The organism is Bradyrhizobium sp. CCBAU 11434, from assembly GCF_028128895.1.
GTDB lineage: Bacteria > Pseudomonadota > Alphaproteobacteria > Rhizobiales > Xanthobacteraceae > Bradyrhizobium > Bradyrhizobium zhengyangense.
The window spans coordinates 363,570-385,133 of the sequence record NZ_LBJX01000102.1 but is presented as its reverse complement, the minus strand read 5'-3'; the positions used below and the strand labels follow the sequence as shown (position 1 = coordinate 385,133).

Genomic DNA, 21,564 nt, shown 5'->3' with positions numbered 1-21,564 from the left:
GCCATATGTAGATGTGCAGGAGAGAGGACAAAACCTTGAACGCCATCGCCGAACTGAATGAACAGACCGACCGCTCGCTTCTCATCGTTGAGGACGACAAGCCGTTCCTGGAGCGCCTGTCGCGCGCCATGGAGACACGCGGCTTTGCGGTGACGTCATGTGACACGGTCTCGGATGGTCTTGCACAAATCGGCAAGTCCGCTCCGGCCTTCGCTGTGGTTGATCTCAGGCTCGGGGACGGCAACGGTCTCGACGTCGTCTCCGCGCTGAAGAAGAAGCGTCCCGAAGCCCGCGCCATCGTATTGACCGGCTATGGCAACATCGCCACCGCCGTCACCGCGGTGAAGATGGGCGCGATCGATTATCTCTCGAAGCCCGCGGATGCCGACGACGTCGTCGCCGCGCTGCTCTCGACCAGCGCTGAAAAATCCGAGCTGCCGGCGAACCCGATGTCGGCAGACCGCGTGCGCTGGGAGCACATCCAGCGCATCTACGAGATGTGCAATCGCAACGTCTCGGAAACGGCGCGCCGCCTCAACATGCACCGCCGCACCTTGCAGCGGATCCTGGCCAAGCGCGCGCCGAGGTAATGTTGCCGTAGGGTGGGCAAAGGCGCACAGCGCCGTGCCCACCGCTCCTCTCTGAATTTCATCGATGAATTGGGTGGGCACGCTTTCGCTTTGGCCACCCTACGGCACCCTTATTGGGGCGCCGCTACTCCCAAAAATCCGCGTGCCCCTGCGGATCGAGCAGGCGGTTGATGCGCAAGCCTGCCGCCATGCCAAACCGCACCGTCATCTGCTTGCGCGTGGCGGCGGCGATTTTGTGCTCGGGCGCTTCGCAATGCATGTGCGCGCCATAGGCATCGGCGATGATCAGGCCGGTGTCCTGCGGAAAGATCTCGCAAGGCAGATCCTGCGTGAAGGCAAAGAACAGCCGGTCGCAATGAGCGCGGTATTCGTGCCATTTCTGATCGGCGCGCAGATCCTCGACCGACGATTTGATCTCGACAATCCAGATCTCGCCGCGCTCGTTCAGCGCCACCAGATCGGCGCGCCGGCCCGACGGCAGCGGCAATTCGCTGATGCAGGAAAAGCCGAGCGAACGTAACAGCCGCGCCGTGCCACGCGCGATCGCGAGCGCTGTCTCCGACTGACGGCGGTCAGGCGGTGGAACAAGGGCAATGTTGCGGGCGGGGCTGTCCATGTGGGGCAGATTAGCCGATTCCTCCGTTGTCGTCCTGGCGAAAGCCAGGACCCGTTACCCCCGGGGGGTCGTTGCAGCACGCCGGCTGCAATTACGAGTCTTCGCCAAACTGCGTCTGGGATGATGGGTCCTGGATCTGCGCTTCGCTTGTCCAGGACGACACCTCCAGCGTGGGAACCAGGCCAGCTCAAATCGCTTATCACGCAGCCGCCGACAGTTGCGGACGGAGCGAATGAGGCTGCGCGCGCATGATCGACGATCTCTGGTACAAAAACGGCGTGATCTATTGCCTGTCGGTCGGCACCTATATGGATGCCAACGGCGACGGCATCGGCGACTTCAAGGGCCTGCTGCGCCGGCTCGATTATCTGCACGGGCTCGGCATCACCACGATCTGGCTGATGCCGTTCCAGACCTCGCCCGGCCGCGACGATGGTTACGATGTCGCCGACTATTACAGCGTCGATTCCCGTTACGGCACGCTCGGCGATTTCGTCGAGTTCACCCATGGCTGCAAGCAGCGCGGCATCCGAGTCATCATCGACCTCGTCGTCAACCACACCTCGGACCAGCATCAATGGTTCAAGGAAGCGAGGCGCGACAAGAACTCGCCCTACCGAGACTGGTATGTGTGGTCCGACAAGAAGCCGGCCAACGCCAACACCGGTATGGTGTTTCCCGGTGTCCAGAAGTCGACATGGACCCGCGACAAGGAAGCCGGCGCCTGGTTCTTCCATCGCTTCTACGATTTCCAGCCCGATCTCAACACCTCGAATCCGCATGTGCAGGCCGAGATTTTGAAGATCATGGGCTTCTGGATCCAGCTCGGCGTCTCCGGCTTCCGCATGGACGCCGTGCCCTTCGTGATCGCCACCAAGGGCGCGAAGGTCAGGAAGCCCGTCGAGCAATACGACATGCTGCGCACCTTCCGCGAATTCCTGCAATGGCGGCAGGGCGACGCCATCATCCTCGCCGAAGCCAACGTGAAGCCGGAAACCGACATGGACTATTTCGGCCGCGATGGCGACCGCATGCACATGATGTTCAACTTCCAGGCCAACCAGAACCTGTTCTATGCGCTAGCGTCCGGCGATTCGCGTCCGCTGGCGAAGGCGCTGAAGGCGACCAAGCCGCGGCCGGCCGCGGCGCAATGGGGCCTGTTCCTGCGCAATCACGACGAGCTCGATCTCGGCCGATTGACCAAGGCGCAACGCGACCTGGTCTTCAAGCGCTTTGGTCCGGACAAGGACATGCAGCTCTACGACCGTGGCATCCGCCGCCGGCTCGCGCCGATGCTGGGCGGCGACCGACGGCGGCTCGAGCTCGCCTACAGCCTGATGTGCACACTGCCGGGAACGCCTGTGATCCGCTACGGCGACGAGATCGCCATGGGCGACGATCTCTCGCTGCCGGAGCGCAATTGCGCGCGCACACCGATGCAATGGTCGACCGAGCCGCAGGGCGGCTTCACCAAGAGCGGCAAGCCGGCGAGCCCCGTCATCGATAAGGGGCCCTACGGCTTCGAGCACCTCAATGTCGCAAAACAGCGGCGCGATCCGAATTCGATGCTGAACTGGACCGAGCGTATCGTGCGCATGCGCAAGGAAGTGCCGGAGATCGGCTGGGGCGATTTCGCCATCATCGCGACGCGCGATCCCGCCGTCTTCATCATGCGTTACGACTGGCGCAACAATTCCGTGCTGTTCGTGCACAATCTGGATGAGAAGCCGCGGGAGACCACGTTCTCGGCGGGACTGCCCGGCGATGCCGGTGAGCACCTGATCAATTTGCTGGCGGAAGACCACAGCCACGCCGACAAGCGCGGCCAGCACCGCGTCGTGCTGGAGCCGTATGGCTATCGCTGGTATCGCGTTGGCGGGCTGGACTATCTGTTGAAACGGAGCGATATCGACGAGAGCAACGCTGGGAACAAGCATCCGGGGTAGTGTCACAGCGTCGTCCTGGCGAAAGCCAGGACCCAGCACCCCAAGGGTTCGTCGTCGCCCGAGCTAGTAACCACCGGCCTTCGACAAACTCATCCCTGGGGTAATGGATCCTGGATCTGCGCTTCGCTGTTCCAGGACGACGGCTAGGTATGAGGCGGCGCCACCACGACGCCCTCATTGCCACGCAGATCCAGCACGCCCTCAAGCCTCTCCCCCTCGCGATCCAGGAACGTCGACAGCAATATCTCGCTGCCAAAGCGGATCGAACTGGTGGTCACCGCAATCGGCTCGGGGCCGAGATTGAGCACCACGATGAGCGCCCTGCCCTCGGCCTCACGGCGATAGATCAGCAGGTCGCCTTGCGCGGCGATCGGATGATAGTCGCCGGCGACAAGCGCGGGCGAACTCTTCCGCAGCGCGATCAGACGCTTGTACAGGCTGAGGATCGAGCGCGCGTCGGCTTCGAGATTGACGACGTTCTCATGGATATGGTCGTCGGGCAGCGGCAACCATGGTCTGACGTCCGAGAAGCCGCCGAACTGCGACGAATCCCATTGCATCGGCGTACGGCAGCCGTCGCGACCGACGCCGATGCCGGGCACGTTCTTCTCGAAGGGATCGCGAACGTCCTCCGGCGCGATCGCGAGCTGATGCATGCCGATCTCGTCGCCGTAATAGAGCGTCGGCGTGCCGCGCAGTGTCAGCAGCAGCATGGCGGCGATGCGGGCCTGCTCGGGACCGACACGGCTCGCAACGCGCGGGCGATCGTGATTGCCGAGCACCCAGTTCGGCCAGGCGCCTGTGGGCAGCGCCTTCTCGTAATCCTCGATGATCTTCTCGATCGAGCGCGCGCTCCAGAAGGTCGAGAGCAACGCGAAATTGAACGGCATTTGCGCGCCGGTGAGATCGTTGCCGTAATAGGCCATCAGGCGGTGCAGCGGCAGATAGACCTCGCCGATCAAGACGCGCGCGGAATAGGCATCTGTGACGCGCCGCATCTCGGCGATGACGTCGAACACCTCCGGCTGGTCGGTGGAGTATTGCGTCAGGATCTTCTCGTTCGGCGGCCGGCCCTCGACATAGCGCGGGTTCGGCGGGTTGTCGCGAAACGCGGCATCCTTGATCAGGTGCCAGATCACGTCGACGCGAAAGCCGTCGACGCCTTTCTCGAGCCAGAACCGCATCACGTCGTACATCGCCGCGCGGACATCGGGGTTGCGCCAGTTGAGGTCCGGCTGCTGGGCGAGGAAGGCGTGGTAGTAATATTGGCCGGTGGCCTCGTCGAATTGCCATGCGCTGCCGCCGAACTCGGACAGCCAGTTGTTCGGGACGCCGCCATCGGGCGCCGGATCGCGCCAGATGTACCAGTCGCGCCTGGGGTTATCGCGCGAGGCGCGGCTCTCGACGAACCAGGGATGCTGGTCGGAGGTGTGGTTCGGGACGAGATCGAGGATCAGCTTCAATCCGTTGTCGTGCGCGGCGGCGAGCAGCGCGTCGAAATCCGTCATGGTGCCGAACAGCGGATCAATACCCGTATAGTCGGAGATGTCGTAGCCGAAATCGGCCATCGGCGAGGGGAAGATCGGCGACAGCCAGATCGCATCGACGCCGAGCGATTTCACATAAGGCAGTCGTCGCAAAATGCCGGCGAGATCGCCGACGCCGTCACCGTCCGAGTCCTGAAAGGAGCGCGGATAGATCTGATAGAAGATGCCGTCGCGCCACCAAAAGTCGCCGCCCTGTGCCATCTCGGACATCCGCCTGGAAATCTGCTTCGCGCGAGAGAACGCGGAAGCAACGCCCCCGGTTCAAACAGCCACACCAATTGGGACGACCGTGTGACATCAGCCTGTTCCGCAGGCCGACCACGACTATTTTGCTTGGCGGCGCAGCAAAAATCGGCATTGTGAGGCCATGAGCGAGCAAACCGACACCCAACAAGCCAAAGCCGGCGCGATCATCGTGCCCGTGACGCTGTTCGAGCAGAACTGCACCATCATCTGGGACGAGCCTTCCAAGAAGGCCGTGGTGATCGATCCCGGCGGGGACGTGCCGAAGATCCTGGACGCGATCAAGCAGACCGGCGTCACCGTGGAGAAGATCTGGCTGACCCACGGCCATATCGACCATGTCGGCGGCGCGGCCGACTTGCGCGATGCACTGAAAGTGCCGATCGAGGGCCCGCATGTCGCGGACAAATATCTGCTCGACAACGTGGTCGAGAGCGGCGCGCGCTTCGGCATGACTGATGTGCGCAATTTCGAGCCGGACCGCTGGCTCGACGAAGGCGACAGCGTATCGATCGGCGACTTGACGTTCGACATCCTGCACTGCCCCGGTCACTCACCGGGCAGCGTGGTGTTCTTCAACGGGGATTTGCGCTTTGCCCATGTCGGCGACGTCTTGTTCGCCGGCTCGGTCGGGCGCACCGATTTGCCCGGCGGCAGCCACGCCACGCTGATCAACTCGATCATGACGAAGCTGCTGCCGCTCGGCGACGACGTCGGCTTCATCTGCGGCCACGGCGCCGGCTCGAGCATCGGCCAGGAGCGGATGACCAATCCGTTCATCACCGGCGAGATGTGAGCGCGCCGCGCGCTACTTCATCAATCCCGCCGCCGTCAGGGCGCGGGTGATGATCTGGCCGAGATCGAAGCGGCTAGCCTGCTCGCGCTTCGGCTCGGCCTTCTCCTCGGCCACCTTCACACGGATCGTGCGGGCGAGATGCGGCGCCGGCGAACGCACGGGGGCTGCCTTTGCCGGAGCGACGGGCTTCGCCTCATCCTTCTTCGCCTCCTGAATCCAGCCGGTGAGGCCGAAGAATTTTGCGATGTGATAAGACGAGGAAATGCCGGCCTCGATCAGGAACGCGCCTTCGACGCCGTAGCGCTGATCGTTGTCGGCAAGCCCGAGCGGCGTGCCGTGCGCCATGCCTGTGATGGCGTAGGACTCGACCAGCGTTTCGCCGTCCCTGTTCCACCAGGCCTGACGCGGATAGCCGTCGACGACGGTCTCGGCCATCGGGATCATCGGCAGGTCGTGCAGATCGAGCCACTGCTTGACGATTTCGTTGGCATTGCCGGGATTGACGGTGCGGTCGGCGCTGCCGTGCCACACCGACACTTTCGGCCAGGATCCGCGATGGTTGGACGCCCGCCGCACGAAATCGCCGAGCTCGCGCTCGGGCCGCTCAGGCGAGTGAAACATGCCGTCGAGCGCTTCGCGCAAGTTCGACGCGATGCCGTAGGGAAGACCCGCGATGATCGCGCCGGCCGCGAACACCTCCGGATAGGTCGCAAGCATCACCGAGGTCATGCCGCCGCCGGCGGAAAGACCGGTGATGTAGATGCGCCTGGGATCGACGCGATGCGCCCCGACCATATGCGCGATCATCTCGCGGATCGAACGCGCCTCGCCAGAGTCGCGCGCGGTGTCGTCAGGGTTGAACCAGTTGAAGCAGGTGTTGCCATTGTTGATGCGCTGCTGCTCGGGCATGACGAGCGCAAAGCCATAGTGACGCGCGAGCGTCGACCAGCCCGCACCGAGGTCGTAAGCCGCGGCCGTCTGGCCGCAGCCGTGCAGCACGACGACGAGCGCGCGCGGCTTCTGCAACTGCGCCGGCACGAAGGCGAACATGCGCAAGGCGCCGGGATTGTCGCCAAAGCCGGTGACCTCCTGCAGCGGGCTGGACGAGTCAGCGCTTGCGCCGAAGTCGGGCAGGCGCAGACCGTCCATCCTTGGCAAACGTCTCAACAGATCGACATTTCGGGCTAACGACACGGCAAGTTCCTGGTGGGCGACTCTCAACGTTTACCCAGACCAGATAGTTGCTGCAGTGCAAAATGAAAAGGCCGTGTGCTGCCGATCCCTGCGGAATCACGCCAAATCCCGGGAAAAACCGCATGTATTAACCGCAATGCCTCAACTTCGTGCAGATGCGCGGCGCATCCACGTCAGGAATGCGGCTGACATCATGATTAATGTCACAAACAGCGCGAGCGAGACGAGAAAACCTGCGCGCGCTGATTGCAACGATTCGATTGCGAAGAACACCGCGCCGATCGCGGCCACTCCGGCCGCATTTCCGATCTGCGCTGTCGTGCCGTACATGCCCGACGCCGAGCCCGCCGCGACAGGCTTGACGGTCGAGAGCACGGCGCCCGACAGCGGCGCCATGACCAGGCCCTGGCCGTAGCCGAAGATGAGCATGACGAGCGCGAGCGCGACCGGCGTCGGCGCGTCGAGCGCGTCTACGACAAGCGCGAGCGCGGCGAGGCCGGCGATCTGCAACGCGCAGCCTTCGAGCAAAACCCTGGTCCCCCGATGCCTTGCCCGCGCGCCGCTATGGCGCGAGGCGACGACGAAGGCCAGCGCGAGCGGAATAAAGGCGAGGCCGGCCGCGAGCGGCGGGATCTTCAGGCCGCGCTGCATGAACAGCGTCATCACCAGATAGAACGAGAGATTGGCGGCAAAGAAAAAGAAGGCGGCGCCAAGCCCGCGCAGGAACGCGGCATCCGCCAGCAGCGCCAGATCGATCAGCGGCATGCCGGCGCGCGCGACCGCGTGTTCGAGCTTGACGAATGCAAAGAGGATCATGCCGCCGCCTGCCATCACCGCCCACAACCACGGCGCCCAGCCGACATCGTGGCCGAACAGCAACGGGCCGATCAGGCACAACAGCCCAGCGAACAACACCACGCTGCCCTTGATGTCGAGCCTTGTGCCCGCTCGCCGCGGCACCGTCGGCATGATCAGCCAGGCAGCAGCGGCGATGACGAGGCCGCAAGGCACGTTGACGAAGAACACCGAGCGCCAGCCGGTATGGGCAATGTCGATCGTGACCAGCAGACCACCAAGCAGAAAGCCGGCGGCACCCGCGAGCCCAAGCACGATGCCATAGATGCCGAATGCGCGGCTGCGCGACTCGTCCGTGAACAGCAGATGCAGGGTCGCCAGCACCTGCGGCACCATCAGTGCTGCGGTGGCACCCTGCGCCAGCCGGGCGATGATCAGCTCCATGCCTGAATGTGCGAGCCCGCACCACAGCGACGTCGCGGTGAAGCCGAGCACGCCGACGAGAAACACATTCCTGGTGCCGTGGATATCGCCGAGCCGGCCGCCGGTGACGACCAGCGTCGCATAGGCGATCAGATAGATCGCGATGACGGATTCGATCTGCGCCGGGCTCGCGTGCAGATCGACCGCGATGGTGGGGATGGCGACGTTCACGATGAAGGCGTCGACGCCGAACATGAATTGCGCGGCGACGACGATCGCCAGCACCCACCAGCGCCGGGTCGAATCGACGGGCTTTGTGACGGTTTGATGCATCGGCGCGGGCCCCTTCGAACTGCCGGACTGATGATTTCAGCCCTCAGGTCTCTCCGCCATTACCTCGGAGGTCAGATTTGCGGGCCCCTTGCCTTCTCCCCGCAAGCGGGGAGAGGGAGATGATGAGCGCATGCCTGCATTCCGCGGCGCGGGACATCGCGTGATTGCGTTCGTGCCGTCGGACACGTAGCCTCTCGCCACCAACAAACAAAAAACTCAGCCGGAGAGAACGCCATGGCGCGCTTGAAGTTTGGAGCCTTTCTTGCCCCGCATCACCCGATCGGGGAGCATCCGATGCTCCAGTTTCGGCGCGATCTCGATCTGGTCGAGCAGCTCGACGCGCTCGGCTATGACGAGTTCTGGTGCGGCGAGCACCACTCCTCCGGCTGGGAGATGATCGCCTCGCCCGAGATGTTCCTGGCCGCGGCCGGCGAGCGCACCAAGCGGATCAGGCTCGGCACCGGCGTGATCTCGCTGCCCTATCACCACCCCTTCAACGTCGCCCAGCGCATGGTGCAGCTCGACCACATGACCGGCGGCCGCGCCATCTTCGGCTCCGGCCCCGGCGCGCTGGCCTCGGACGCACATACGCTCGGCATCGACCCGATGACGCAGCGCGATCGCCAGGATGAGGCGATCGACGTGATCCGTCGCCTCTTCAATGGCGAGCGTGTCACCGCCAAGACCGAGTGGTTCACCATGAACGACGCCGCGCTCCAGCTTCTGCCGTTGCAGGAGGAGATGCCGTTTGTCGTCGCCTCGCAGATCTCGCCGTCGGGCATGACCCTCGCCGGCAAATATGGCATCGGCATCATCTCGCTGGGCTCGATGACGACGCAGGGGCTGATGTCGCTGCAACAGCAATGGCAATTCGCCGAGGATGCCGCCAAGAAGCACGGCACGAAGGTCGACCGCGCCGACTGGCGCGTGCTGCTGACCTTCCACATCGCCGAAAGCCGCGAACAGGCCCGCAAGGAGGCCGGCGCCGGGCTGATGCGCTGGCACAACGAATATAATGTCGGCACGCTGCAGCGGCCGGGCCTCACCGCCTTCTCCTCGCCTGACGAGGCCGTGGACAAGACCGCCTTCGTCGAAGGTGCCGCGTCCACCATCGGCACGCCCGACGATCTCGTCAAAACCATCAAGAACGTGATGGAGGTATCAGGCGGCGTCGGTGCCATCATCGGCTTCGTGCACGATTGGGCCAATCCGGAAGCCACGCGCCGGAGCTGGGACATGGTGGCGCGCTATGTCGTGCCGGAAATCAACGGCTATATCGACGGCCTGCGCAGGTCGCAAAAATTCGTGATCGAGAACCGCGCGATTTTCGAGCGCGCCGGTCAGGCCGTGATGGCCAAGATCATGCAGAACGAGAAGGCCGCCGAGGCATTGAAGGTCACCGGCCCCGGCCGGGTCGCGATTCCCGCCGTCAACGCGCCGGATTTGCAGAAGGAAGCGGCGAAGCGGTAGGGGACATTCGTCGTCCCGGCGAAGGTGTGTGTTGACTTGCGCGCCAAACAACCCTCGCGTCACCGTGCCGGTTTTGTGCTATGTCGTCGGGGTCAGCCATCCGGAGCAATCGTCATGTCGATGCAGAATGTGGCCACATCCGCGCTTCAGTACACCGCGCCGAAACGCAATGAGCTGACGCACATCCCCGGCGACGAAGGCTGGCCGGTCATCGGCAAGACGTTTCAGGTGCTCGCCGATCCCAAGGGGCATATCGAGCGAAACGGCGCGAAATACGGCCCGGTCTACCGCACCCATATTTTCGGCGAGACCAACATCGTGCTGCTCGGCCCCGAGGCCAACGAGCTCGTGCTGTTCGACCAGCAAAAGCTGTTCTCGTCGACCCATGGCTGGAACAACGTGCTTGGCCTGTTGTTTCCGCGCGGGCTGATGCTGCTCGATTTCGACGAGCACAGGCTGCATCGCAAGGCGTTGTCGGTCGCGTTCAAGTCCGGGCCGATGAAGTCCTATCTCAGCGATCTCGACCGCGGCATCTCCGCGCGCGTCGCGCAATGGAAGGCCAAGCCGGGCGAGATGCGGCTTTATCCGGCGATGAAGCAGCTCACGCTCGATCTCGCCGCGACGTCCTTTCTCGGCGCCGACATCGGACCGGAGGTCGACGAGATCAACCGCGCCTTCGTCGACATGGTGGCGGCTGCGGTCGCCCCGATCCGCCGTCCCCTTCCCGGCACGCAGATGGCGGCAGGCGTGAGGGGGCGCAAGCGCATCATCGCCTATTTCCGCGAGCAGATTCCGCTGCGACGTGGCAATCACGGCGGCGATGATCTGTTCTCGCATCTCTGCCGCGCCACCCATGAGGATGGCGCGCTGCTGTCCGACCAGGACATCATCGACCATATGAGCTTCCTGATGATGGCCGCGCACGACACGCTGACCTCGTCGCTGACGTCTTTCATCGGTGAGCTCGCCGCCAATCCCGACTGGCAGAGCCGGCTGCGCAGCGAAGTTCTCGCGCTGGGGCTCGCGCCGCATGCAGCCAGCAGCTTCGATGATCTCGAAAAAATGCCGCTGTCGGAAATGGCCTTCAAGGAAGCGCTGCGGATCAAGCCGCCGGTGCCCTCGATGCCGCGGCGCGCGATGCGCGATTTCACCTTCAAGGGCTATGCGATTCCCGCCGGAACCGCTGTCGGCGTCAATCCACTCTACACGCACCACATGAAGGATATCTGGCCGGAGCCTGATCGCTTCGATCCCTTGCGCTTTACCGAGGAAGCCCAGCGCAATCGCCATCGCTTCGCCTGGATTCCGTTCGGCGGCGGCGCCCATATGTGCCTCGGCCTGCACTTCGCCTACATGCAGGCGAAATGCTTCGCGCGGCACTTCCTGCAGAACATCGAGGTGTCGCTGGAGCCTGGCTACAAGCCGGAGTGGCAGATGTGGCCGATTCCGAAGCCGCGGGATGGATTGAGGGTGAGGATGAAGGCGGTGTAGCCGCCGCTCTCGTAGCGTGGGCAAAGGCACAGAGCGCCGAGCCCACCATTTCTCAATGAGAGGAAGTTGGTGGGCACGGCGCGCGAGGGGCGCGCCTTTGCCCACCCGACGGCACCTCGCGCGCCGCTACACTCCCCGATCAAACGCCTTACGCACAGCACCGCCTCGCTCTCCGGTAGACGCCGGCCCGCGATCACAATTTTGGCACCTTCGGCAACCAAGACTTGCGCGGTACTTAATCCGATCCCGCTCGTCGCACCCGTGATCACCGTAACCACGCCGTCAAGCCAGGCCCTGGAATGGGCCTGTTTTCGAATGATTTGATGCCAAATGGCGGACACCGATCGATGACATCGCTGCGACATCAAGCGCCGCAACCATCGCTGTTCCAGCCTGATAGCGACAAGGCAAGCTTTGCTTGCGCATCCGAGATGCGTAACATCGTGGCCCGCCTCTCGATTTTCGGACGGAGATCGCAACCGGGCCGCGCATGGGGAAGCTAATCGACGAATTCCGCAAGGGCTGGCGGGGCGTGGCAACGCCGTCGCTGGGCCTGAGCCTTGCGTTCGCGCTGGCCTGCCTGCTGCTTTCGACTTTGGCGCGCTGGGGACTCGCGCATGTGCGCCCCGACGTCTATTTCACGCCGTACTTCCCCGCCGTGTTCTTTGCAGCGGCCTTCGGAGGATTTCGGGTCGGTATCGTGACCGCGCTGGTCGGCGGCGTGCTCGGTGTCGTCCTGAATTTCGACGATGTGTCTGCCGATCGTGCGCGCTTCGCGCTGTTGACGCTCTATTGGGGCGTCTGCGCCCTGACCATCTGGGGCGTCGAGCACTATCGAACGATGCTTGCCGAGCAGCGCCGGATCTCCAGGCGGCTGATCGAAGAGGAAGAGTATCGCAAGCTGCTGGTCGACGAGCTGCAGCACCGGCTGAAGAACAAGCTGTCGACCGTGCACGCCGTGCTGCATCAGGTGCTGCACGACCAGCCGCAGGTCTGGGCCCGGATCGACCCGCGGCTGCGTTCGCTGGCCGCGACCGACGATCTGATCTCGCGGATCGACAAGGGCGGTTGCGACATCCGCGATCTCCTGATCTCCGAGCTCGGCCCGTACGGCCATGTCCGCTTCACCCTCAACGGAGAGCGGCTGTTCCTGCCGCCGAAGCTCGCGGTGACACTGTCATTGATGTTTCACGAGCTTGCCACCAACGCCGGCAAATACGGCGCGTTCTCCGCACCGCGCGGATTGTTGCAGGTGTCATGGACCCTCAATGACGATCGTCTGACCATCACGTGGGACGAAACCGAGGGGCCGACCGTTGGCGAAATCTCCACGCCGGGCTTCGGTACCAAGCTCTTGAAGTCCGCGCTGTCAGCCTTCGACGGCAAGACCGAGATCTCATATTTGAAGACTGGGCTGCACTGCATCATGCAGTGTCGCATTCCCAAGAGCGAATAGAGCTTGGTCACCTCTCCCCGGCGGGGAGAGGTGGACCGCCCCCGGAGCTCACATCGGATTCAATCAGCGCTCGTGACGCCTCTCACCTCGCCGCAAACGAAAGACAAGCGCGCGCTTCGCCCGCGCTTTCGCAAGTGCCGTTGACGTTCTGTTAATGACGATCGACGGCGCGCCTCGCGGCACGACCTTTCTCCCCGGAACACCCCCGTATTTCAGCGGACTCCTTAACCAAACCTAAGAGGGAACTGCGCATGATCGCGCTCATTGCAAAGGCGCTGAAACAACAAGATTCATGACTTCTATGAACGACAATACACACAACGGCGCCAACGAAGCCGAACTCGGATTTCTCAAGGAAATCGTTAGAATGCTGCCTGCCGGCCTCACCGTGCAGGACGCGCAAGGCAAGCTTCTCCTGGTTAACGATGTCGCCGCCGCCCAGCTCGGCATGGACGGCAGCCGTCCGTCGCCGGATCTCGCGCAGCGTCGCGAGGCCTGTGAGCGCGCGCTCCGGGCCGGGCAGCCTGTCGTCTCCGAAGAAGCGCTTCAGGACGGTCCTGCGCGCCAGGTGTTGTTGACCACCCACCGACCGGTGCAGCTCGCCGGCCGCGAACTCTTGATCTCGGCGTCCGCCGACATCACCGAGCAGAAAAATTTCGAGGACCAGCTGTTTCGCTCGGCCTATTTCGACGAGTTGACCGGACTGCCCTCGCGGCGCGTCATCGAGCATCGCGCCAACAGCCTGCTCGGCCGCGATCGCAGCGGCGAGCGCTTCGCGCTGGCCTTTCTCGACGTCGACAATTTCAAGCACATCAACGACTATTACGGCCACGCCGTCGGCGACGCGCTGCTGGTCGAGCTTTCGAAACGGCTCGGGCGCGACTTGCGCGAGTCCGATATGCTGTCGCGCATCTCCGGCGACGAATTCCTGCTGCTGCTCTCGCCTATCCGGAGCCAGGAGGAAGTCGCCGAATTCATGACCTCGACATTGGAGCGGCTGACGGCTCCCTTCTTCATCGACAATTCGGAAGTGTTCGCCTCGACCTCGGTCGGTATCAGCCTGTATCCCGACCATGGAAGCAGCTTCGAGACGCTGCGCCAGAACGCCGACATCGCGATGTACCGCATCAAGAACAACGGCAAGGGATCCGCCGCCTTCTTCGATACCGGCATGGAGCGCGAGGCGCTGGCGCGGATGAAGATCGAGCAGTCGCTGCGGATGGCCATCCTCGAGAAGCGCTTCTGCTGCGCCTTCCAGTCCAAGGTCGACATCCGCACGCAAGCCGTGAAAGGCATCGAAGCGCTGGTGCGCCTGCGCGACGACGAGGGCGTCATCCAGGCACCGGGCTCCTTCATCAATCTCGCCGGCGAGCTCGGTCTGATCGACGAGCTCACTCATCTCGTGCTCGCCGAGATCGTCAAGTCGATCGACCTGATCAACGAGACCTTTGGCGCGGAAGCGACCATCAGCATCAATGTCGCCGCCAAGCAGGCCGGCAACCCCGAATTCATGCGCAATTTCGCCCAGGCGCTCGATGACACCGGCTTTCCCCGGCGATTCATGATCGAGGTGACGGAAGATGCCTTCGTCGCCAAGAACCACTTCCAGGCCGAGATCCTGCCGATGTTCCGCAAGCTCGGCGTCGGCATCTCCATCGACGATTTCGGCACCGGCTATTCGTCGCTGTCGGCGCTCGCCGACATCACCGCCGACGAGATCAAGATCGACCGCTCCTTCATCACCGACATCCATAAGCGGCCGCGCAGCCAGGGCATTTTGCGCGCGATCGAATCCTTGAGCGAAGCGCTCGGCATGACGGTCATTGCCGAAGGCATCGAATCCTATGAGGAGCTCGCCTATCTCCAGGCCGCGACCAAGATCCGCTACGCGCAGGGCTATTATTTCGCGCGGCCCATCTTCCTGGAGGAGCTGAAGCTCGCCACCCCCGCGTCCAGCGAATCGCGCGGCAGCGTCTCCGCCCGCCCGATGCAGCAGAACCGCCAGGGCTATTCGCGGGCGAGCGGGTATCGGCGGTAGGGGCGCAAGACTGATCCGTCATCCTGAGGTGCGAGCCGTGCGGCGCAACGCGGCGCATGGGGAGCCTCGAAGGATGTAAGGCCGAACTGCCAGCCGGGCCGTCGCCCTTCGAGGCCGCTGAAGAAGCGGCCACCTCAGGGTGACGGTGGACAGACTTTGCGAGCTGGCTAGACCCCGTTTTCGCTCTTTGAAATTACAGCCTTTTTGGTAATACACAGGCAGACCTCCCCGAGGTACGCCATGTCTGGTCCCTCTTCCGTCGTCAGTGACCCCGCCTATATCCGCGCCCGCGCGATGGAGACGCTGTTCGAGCGGCTGGAGCATCTGTGCGAGGGCGCCATCGCGATCGATCGCAGCGGGCGCGTGGTCTATGTCAATGAGAAATACGTGACCGCGATCGGCCTCTCACATGAATCCGAGGCGCTTGGCCGTCCGATCGAGGAGGTCATCCCCAACAGCCTGATGCGCAGGGTCGTGGAGACGGGCGAGCCGATCATCCTCGACATCATGGAGCTTGGGGGAGAGCAGCTCGTCGTCACCCGCATGCCGATCGAGGACGAGAAGGGCAACATCATCGGTGCAATCGGCTTCGTGCTCTACGATCGCCTCGAAGGCCTGAAGCCGCTGCTCGGTCGCGTCGCCCAGCTCGAGAACGACCTGCGGCTGGCGCGACGACAATTGTCGCACGCGCGCGCCGCACGCTTCACCTTCGAGGACTATGTCGGCAGCACCGCAGGCATCGCGCAGGCCAAGAAGCTCGCAGGCCGTGCAGCGCGCCAAAGCGTCACCGTCCTGCTCACGGGCGAGACCGGCACCGGCAAGGAAATGCTGGCGCAGGCAATCCACAATGCGTCCGCGCGCGCCGAAAAGCCTTTCGTGAGCGTCAACGTCGCGGCGATCCCGGATACGCTGATCGAATCGGAGTTCTTCGGGGCGGCGCCGGGCGCCTACACCGGTGCGGACCGCAAGGGCCGCGACGGCAAATTCCGGGTCGCCGACGGCGGTACGCTGTTTCTCGACGAGATCGGCGAGATGCCGCTGCAATTGCAGGCCAAGCTGCTGCGCGTTCTGCAGGAGCGGGAGATCGAACCGCTCGGCTCCGACAAGGTCACCAAGGTCGATGTGCGCGTGATTGCTGCCACCAATGTCGACCTGCACAAGCGGGTCAGCGAGGGCACATTTCGCGCCGATCTCTACTACCGGCTCAACGTGCTCTCGATCGTGCTGCCGCCGCTGCGTCATTGCCTGGACGACTTGCCGGAGATCTGCGGCCGGCTGCTGGAAGACATCAGTGCATCCGGCGACTATCTCAATGCCAGGATCACGCCGAGCGGTCTGACTGCGCTGGCGCGGTACGGCTGGCCCGGCAATGTCCGCGAGCTGCGCAACATCCTGGAACGCGCGTTGATCCTGAGCGATTCGGGACGCCTCACCAGCGACGATTTCGATCGCATTCTCCCCGTGAGCGCGGAGATGATACAAGCGGCACCAATGCGGCCGACCGGTCTCGTCCTGCCCTATGCGGAAGCCGAAGCCGAGTTCGAGAAGCACACGCTGGAACAGGCGCTTGCCGCCAGCAACGGCCAGATCTCGGAAGCGGCCAAGATGCTCCAGATCTCGCGCGCGACCTTCTACAAGAAGCTCGCGAAGTTCGGCCTCGCCTCGGGCGCCGCCCCGATCTGAGATTCGAGACACTGCGCGTCCGGAGTCTCGGATTCCGGACACGGCGCGTTGCGCCTCTTTCCCGACGCTTGCACTGAATCTGCTGGACTTTCCGCCATTTTGCGTAAAGCGACAGCATCTGGCGCGGACCTTGCTCTTCGCTTTGCACAATGACGCATGCTGCACATGCGCATTTGCAACCAGGGAGGACGCCAGATGAGTGAAGCGATCTCAGTCCGTCAGCTTCAGACCAGACAGCCGTCGCACGTCACGGTCGCCACTGCGAGCCTGATCGGCACGGCCATCGAATGGTACGACTTCTTCCTCTACGGCACCGCCGCGGCGCTGATCTTCAACAAGCTGTTCTTTCCGACCTTCGATCCGATGATCGGGACGCTGCTGGCGTTCGCGACCTATGCGCTCGGCTTCATCGCGCGTCCGCTCGGCGGGGTCGTGTTCGGTCACTACGGCGACAAGATCGGCCGCAAAACCATGCTCTATCTCACCCTGCTGATCATGGGTGCGGCCACCGCGGCGATTGGATTCCTTCCGACCTACGAGACCGCCGGCGTCTGGGCCGCGGTGCTGCTCGTCACCTGCCGTCTGGTTCAGGGTTTTGGTCTTGGCGGCGAATGGGGCGGCGCGGTGCTGATGGCGGTCGAGCATGCGCCTGCGGACAAGAAGGGCTTTTACGGCAGCTGGCCACAACTCGGCGCGCCGCTCGGCCTCGTGCTCGGCACGCTGGTGTTCACGGTGGTGTCCTCGACGCTATCAGACGCGCAGCTCTATGCCTGGGGCTGGCGCATCCCGTTCCTGTTCTCGATCGCGCTGGTGCTGGTCGGCCTCTGGATCCGCTTCACCATCGCGGAATCGCCGGAGTTCCAGAAGGTAAAGGACACCAAGCAGGAAGTGAAGATGCCGATCCTCGAGGCGATCAGGATGTATCCCAAGAACATCCTGCTGGCGATGGGCGCGCGCTTCGCGGAGAACGGCTTCTTCTACATCTACGCTACTTTCGTGCTCGCCTATGCGACGCAATCGCTCGGCATGAACAAGCAGGACATGCTGAACGGCGTGCTGATCGCGGCCGCCATCGAGACCTTCACCATTCCGGCGTTCGGTGCGCTCTCCGACAAGGTTGGGCGCCGGCCGATCTATATTTTCGGCGCGGTGTTCTCGGCACTGATGTCGTTCCCGCTGTTCATGCTGCTGGCGACCAAGAACCCGCACCTTGCCTGGATCGCGATCGCGCTCGGCCTCGCGATCGGGCATGCCGCAATGTACGGGCCGCAGGCTAGCTTCCTGTCGGAGCTGTTCGGCACCAAGGTGCGCTACAGCGGCGTCTCGCTCGGCTACAACCTCGCCTCGATCTTCGCTGGCGCGCTGTCACCGCTGATCGCGACCGGGCTGATGACGGCTTACGCGCCGGCGACCTGGCCAATCTCGCTCTACATGGTCGCGCTCGCGATCATCACGGTGGTCTCGGTCTATTTCGCCACTGAAACGCGCAAGGTCGGCTAGCCCTGAATGCTTACGGCACGGGAGCGGCGCGCCGCTCCCGTGATGCAGATCAAACAAGCAAGAAGAGCGGACCATAGGATCCGCAAAAAACATGGGAGGGAATGCGATGAGCCAGCATCCTGCCTTGGCTTACCTGCCCAATTCCGAGAAGGGCAAGATCGTCACGGCCGCTGAAGCCGTCATGCTGATCCGTGACGGCGACACGGTCGCCACCGGCGGCTTCGTCGGCATCGGCTTTGCCGAGGAGATCGCGATCGCGCTGGAGGAGCTTTATCTGGCGAACGAGGACGATGCGCCCTACACGCAAGGCAAGCCGCGCAACCTCACGCTGGTCTATGCCGCGGGCCAGGGCGACGGCAAGCATCGCGGCCTCAACCACTTCGCGCATGAGGGCCTGGTCCGCCGCGTCATCGGCGGGCACTGGGGCCTTGCGCCAAAGCTCCAGCAGCTCGCGATCGCAAACCAGATCGAGGCTTATAATCTGCCGCAGGGCGTGATCACGCACCTGTTTCGCGACATCGCCGCGCATCGCCCGGCTCACATCACCCGCGTCGGCATCGGCACTTTCGTCGACCCCAGGCATGGCGGCGGCAAGCTGAATGCGCGCACCACCGAGGACATGGTGGAGCTGATCACGCTGCGCGGCGAGGAATGCCTGCTGTATCGGACGTTCCCGATCAATATCGGGATCATCCGCGCCACCACCGGCGATCCCGACGGCAACCTCACCATGGAGAAGGAGGCGCTGACACTGGAAGCGCTGGCGATTGCCATGGCCGCGCACAATTCCGGCGGCATCGTCATCGCCCAAGTGGAACGCGTCGCCGAGAGCGGCAGCCTCAATCCGCGTCAGGTCAAGATCCCCGGCGTGCTGGTCGATTGCGTGGTCGTGGCCAAGCCCGAACATCACTGGCAGACGTTTGGCACGCAATACAATCCCGCCTTCTCGAGCGAGATCAAGGTGCGCACGACCTCGCTGCCCGAGATGCCGATGAGCGAGCGCAAGATCATCGCCCGCCGCGCGGCCTTCGAGCTGAAGGCCAACAGCGTCGTCAATCTCGGCATCGGCATGCCCGAGGGCATAGCCTCCGTCGCCAATGAAGAGCGCATCATCGACTTGATCACGCTGACCGCAGAGCCCGGCGTGATCGGCGGCATCCCCGCAAGCGGCATCGATTTCGGCGCGGCGATCAATACCCAGGCGGTGATCGACCAGCCCTATCAGTTCGACTTCTATGATGGCGGCGGGCTGGACGCCGCCTTCCTCGGGCTTGCGCAGGTCGATCGCACCGGCAATCTCAACGTCAGCAAGTTCGGGCCGAAGCTGGCCGGCGTCGGCGGCTTCATCAACATCAGCCAGAATGCCAAGGAGGTCGTGTTCGTCGGCACTTTTGCCGCCGGCAGGCAACGCATCGCGGTCAACGACGGCAAGCTCGCCGTCGTCGAGGAAGCGAAATCCCGCAAATTCGTCGATCACGTCGAGCACGTGACGTTCAGCGGCCCCTTCGCCGCGACGCGCGGGCAGCGCGTGCTCTACGTCACCGAGCGCTGCGTCTTCGCGCTGCGGCCGGACGGGTTAGAGCTCACCGAGGTCGCGCCTGGCATCGACATCGAACGCGACATCCTGCGCCTGATGGACTTCAAGCCGTTGATCCCGCGCGAGCCAACCCTGATGGATGCGCGCATCTTCCGCGACGGTCCCATGGATCTGCGCGAGCGGCTGCTCACCATTCCGCTCGACCAGCGCTTTGCGCTGGACGAGCAGCAGAACCTGTTCTTCATCAACCTGGAGCGCTATCCGCTACGCAGCAAGGCCGATATCGACGCGATCGCGCGCATCGTCGAAGCCAGGCTCACACCGCTCGGCCGCAAGGTCTACGCCATCGTCAATTATGACAACTTCTCGATTCTGCCGGAGCTGCTGGACGATTACTCGGCCATGGTGCGCAGCCTGGTCGATCGCTTCTATACCGGCGTGTCGCGCTACACGACTTCGGGCTTCCTGCGCATCAAGCTCGGCGAAGCGCTCGAAAAGCGCGGCGTCGCGCCGCACATCTTCGAGAGCGCCGAAGAGGCGCGGACGGACTGGCAGATCGAGGCCGGCGGCGCGAATGGCGGCACGCGGCTCGCGGCACGACAAGGCTAAAAATAATGCAGAGCAGCCTCAGCCGTAACGTCGAATTGCAATGTCCATCAGGCTATGCAAATCGCTATTGCCCAACACATTAAGTCAGGAGGGACCATCGTGCGTCGATCACTCATCATAACAACAACTATTCTCAGTCTCGCCGCGGTCGCCTCCGCGCACGCCGACGACCTCAAGGTCGCGCTGATCTACGGCAAGACCGGCCCGCTCGAAGCCTATGCCAAGCAGACCGAGACCGGCCTGCAGATGGGCTTCGAATACGCCACCAAGGGCACCATGACGCTCGACGGCCGCAAGATCGTCATCATCACCAAGGACGACCAGGGCAAGCCGGACCTCTCGAAGGCCGCGCTCGCCGAAGCCTATCAGGACGACAAGGCGGATATCGCAATCGGCACCACCTCCTCGGCCGCCGCGCTCGCCATTCTCCCCGTTGCGGAAGAGAACAAGAAGATTCTGATCGTCGAGCCCGCGGTCGCGGATCAGATTACCGGCGAGAAATGGAACCGCTACATCTTCCGCACTGCGCGCAATTCGTCGCAGGACGCGATCTCGAACGCGGTCGCGATCGGCAAGCAAGGCGTCACTGTCGCGACGCTGGCGCAGGACTACGCCTTCGGCCGCGACGGCGTCGCCGCCTTCAAGGAAGCGCTGGCCAAGACCGGCGCGACGCTCGGAGCTGAAGAATATGCTCCGACCAGCACCACCGACTTCACCGCCGTCGGCCAGCGCCTGTTCGATGCGCTGAAGGATAAGCCCGGCCGCAAGGTGATCTGGGTGATCTGGGCCGGCGCCGGCAATCCGCTGGCAAAGCTCCAGGACATGGATCCGAAGCGCTACGGCATCGAGCTCTCCACCGGCGGCAACATCCTGCCAGCGCTCGCCGCCTATAAGAGCCTGCCCGGCATGGAAGGCGCGACCTATTATTACTACGACATCCCAAAGAACCCGGTGAACGACTGGCTGGTCGCCGAGCACCAGAAGCGCTTCAACTCGCCGCCGGACTTCTTCACCGCGGGCGGCTTTGCCGCCGCGATGTCGGTCGTGACTGCCGTCACCAAGGCGAAGTCGACCGACACCGAGAAGCTGATCACGGCGATGGAAGGCATGGAGTTCGACACGCCGAAGGGCAAGATGGTGTTCCGCAAGGAGGATCATCAGGCGCTGCAGAGCATGTATCACTTCAAAGTCAAGGTCGATCCGAACGTCGCCTGGGCCGTGCTCGAGCCGGTGCGCGAGCTGAAGATCGAGGACATGGACGTTCCGATCAAGAACAAGCGCTGAGCTTTCTTGCTTC

The 21,564-nt window shown here is 63.5% G+C and carries 15 protein-coding genes and 1 pseudogene; 11 read left to right on the top strand and 5 right to left on the bottom strand.

What is annotated here, in order from left to right; all coding sequences use genetic code 11:
- Positions 1-35: 35 nt before the first annotated feature.
- On the top strand, positions 36-590 hold the full coding sequence (locus XI06_RS39075) for an ActR/PrrA/RegA family redox response regulator transcription factor (RefSeq protein ID WP_271607750.1): 555 nt from the start codon (positions 36-38) through the stop codon (positions 588-590).
- Between the two features lie 124 nt (positions 591-714).
- Here the strand turns inward: XI06_RS39075 and XI06_RS39070 are convergent, their stop codons facing one another.
- Positions 715-1,206, bottom strand: coding sequence for an MmcB family DNA repair protein (locus XI06_RS39070; RefSeq protein ID WP_237860462.1), 492 nt, complete (start codon positions 1,204-1,206; stop codon positions 715-717).
- Between the two features lie 248 nt (positions 1,207-1,454).
- Here XI06_RS39070 and XI06_RS39065 point away from each other — a divergent pair, with 248 nt between their 5' ends.
- Positions 1,455-3,152, top strand: a complete 1,698-nt coding sequence (locus XI06_RS39065; protein WP_271607749.1) for an alpha-amylase family protein — start codon at positions 1,455-1,457, stop codon at positions 3,150-3,152.
- A 143-nt stretch (positions 3,153-3,295) separates the two neighbouring features.
- Here XI06_RS39065 and XI06_RS39060 read toward each other — a convergent pair whose 3' ends face one another.
- Complete coding sequence (locus XI06_RS39060; RefSeq protein WP_237871955.1) at positions 3,296-4,900, bottom strand: alpha-amylase family glycosyl hydrolase; 1,605 nt, start codon at positions 4,898-4,900, stop codon at positions 3,296-3,298.
- Positions 4,901-5,066: 166 nt separating this feature from the next.
- Here XI06_RS39060 and XI06_RS39055 point away from each other — a divergent pair, with 166 nt between their 5' ends.
- Positions 5,067-5,738, top strand: coding sequence for an MBL fold metallo-hydrolase (locus tag XI06_RS39055; RefSeq protein ID WP_237860466.1), 672 nt, complete (start codon positions 5,067-5,069; stop codon positions 5,736-5,738).
- A gap of 12 nt (positions 5,739-5,750) precedes the next feature.
- Here the strand turns inward: XI06_RS39055 and XI06_RS39050 are convergent, their stop codons facing one another.
- A complete protein-coding gene (locus XI06_RS39050; protein ID WP_237871751.1) occupies positions 5,751-6,932 on the bottom strand; it encodes an extracellular catalytic domain type 1 short-chain-length polyhydroxyalkanoate depolymerase in 1,182 nt (393 codons plus the stop codon).
- A 141-nt stretch (positions 6,933-7,073) separates the two neighbouring features.
- Positions 7,074-8,483 carry an MFS transporter gene (locus XI06_RS39045; protein WP_237871753.1) on the bottom strand — a complete coding sequence of 470 codons (1,410 nt, stop codon included), beginning with the start codon at positions 8,481-8,483 and terminating at the stop codon, positions 7,074-7,076.
- A gap of 234 nt (positions 8,484-8,717) precedes the next feature.
- Between XI06_RS39045 and XI06_RS39040 the strand changes: the two genes are divergently transcribed.
- Together XI06_RS39040 and XI06_RS39035 are read left to right on the top strand one after the other, a co-directional pair.
- Entirely contained in the window at positions 8,718-9,953 is a 1,236-nt protein-coding gene (locus XI06_RS39040) for an LLM class flavin-dependent oxidoreductase (RefSeq protein ID WP_237860474.1), read from the top strand.
- A 114-nt stretch (positions 9,954-10,067) separates the two neighbouring features.
- Complete coding sequence (locus XI06_RS39035; protein WP_271607748.1) at positions 10,068-11,444, top strand: cytochrome P450; 1,377 nt, start codon at positions 10,068-10,070, stop codon at positions 11,442-11,444.
- Positions 11,445-11,575: 131 nt separating this feature from the next.
- Here the strand turns inward: XI06_RS39035 and XI06_RS39030 are convergent.
- Positions 11,576-11,761, bottom strand: a pseudogene (locus XI06_RS39030) (SDR family NAD(P)-dependent oxidoreductase); the annotation flags it as partial.
- 173 nt (positions 11,762-11,934) lie between these two features.
- On the opposite strand from XI06_RS39030, the gene XI06_RS39025 reads away from it, so the two are divergent.
- The 6 genes from XI06_RS39025 (at position 11,935) to XI06_RS39000 (ending at position 21,551) form a co-directional block, all read left to right on the top strand.
- Positions 11,935-12,900, top strand: a complete 966-nt coding sequence (locus XI06_RS39025) for a sensor histidine kinase (protein WP_237871757.1) — start codon at positions 11,935-11,937, stop codon at positions 12,898-12,900.
- A 301-nt stretch (positions 12,901-13,201) separates the two neighbouring features.
- Positions 13,202-14,938 (top strand): putative bifunctional diguanylate cyclase/phosphodiesterase, encoded by a 1,737-nt coding sequence (locus XI06_RS39020; protein WP_237871759.1) that lies wholly within the window; start codon positions 13,202-13,204, stop codon positions 14,936-14,938.
- Between the two features lie 240 nt (positions 14,939-15,178).
- Positions 15,179-16,621, top strand: a complete 1,443-nt coding sequence (locus XI06_RS39015; protein ID WP_271607747.1) for a sigma-54 interaction domain-containing protein — start codon at positions 15,179-15,181, stop codon at positions 16,619-16,621.
- A 195-nt stretch (positions 16,622-16,816) separates the two neighbouring features.
- Entirely contained in the window at positions 16,817-18,121 is a 1,305-nt protein-coding gene (locus XI06_RS39010; protein WP_237860484.1) for an MFS transporter, read from the top strand.
- A gap of 106 nt (positions 18,122-18,227) precedes the next feature.
- Positions 18,228-20,267, top strand: coding sequence for an acyl CoA:acetate/3-ketoacid CoA transferase (locus XI06_RS39005; RefSeq protein ID WP_271607746.1), 2,040 nt, complete (start codon positions 18,228-18,230; stop codon positions 20,265-20,267).
- Between the two features lie 99 nt (positions 20,268-20,366).
- Positions 20,367-21,551: a substrate-binding domain-containing protein gene (locus XI06_RS39000; protein WP_237891439.1), complete on the top strand. Its 1,185-nt coding sequence runs from the start codon at positions 20,367-20,369 to the stop codon at positions 21,549-21,551.
- The last annotated feature ends 13 nt before the right edge of the window (positions 21,552-21,564 follow it).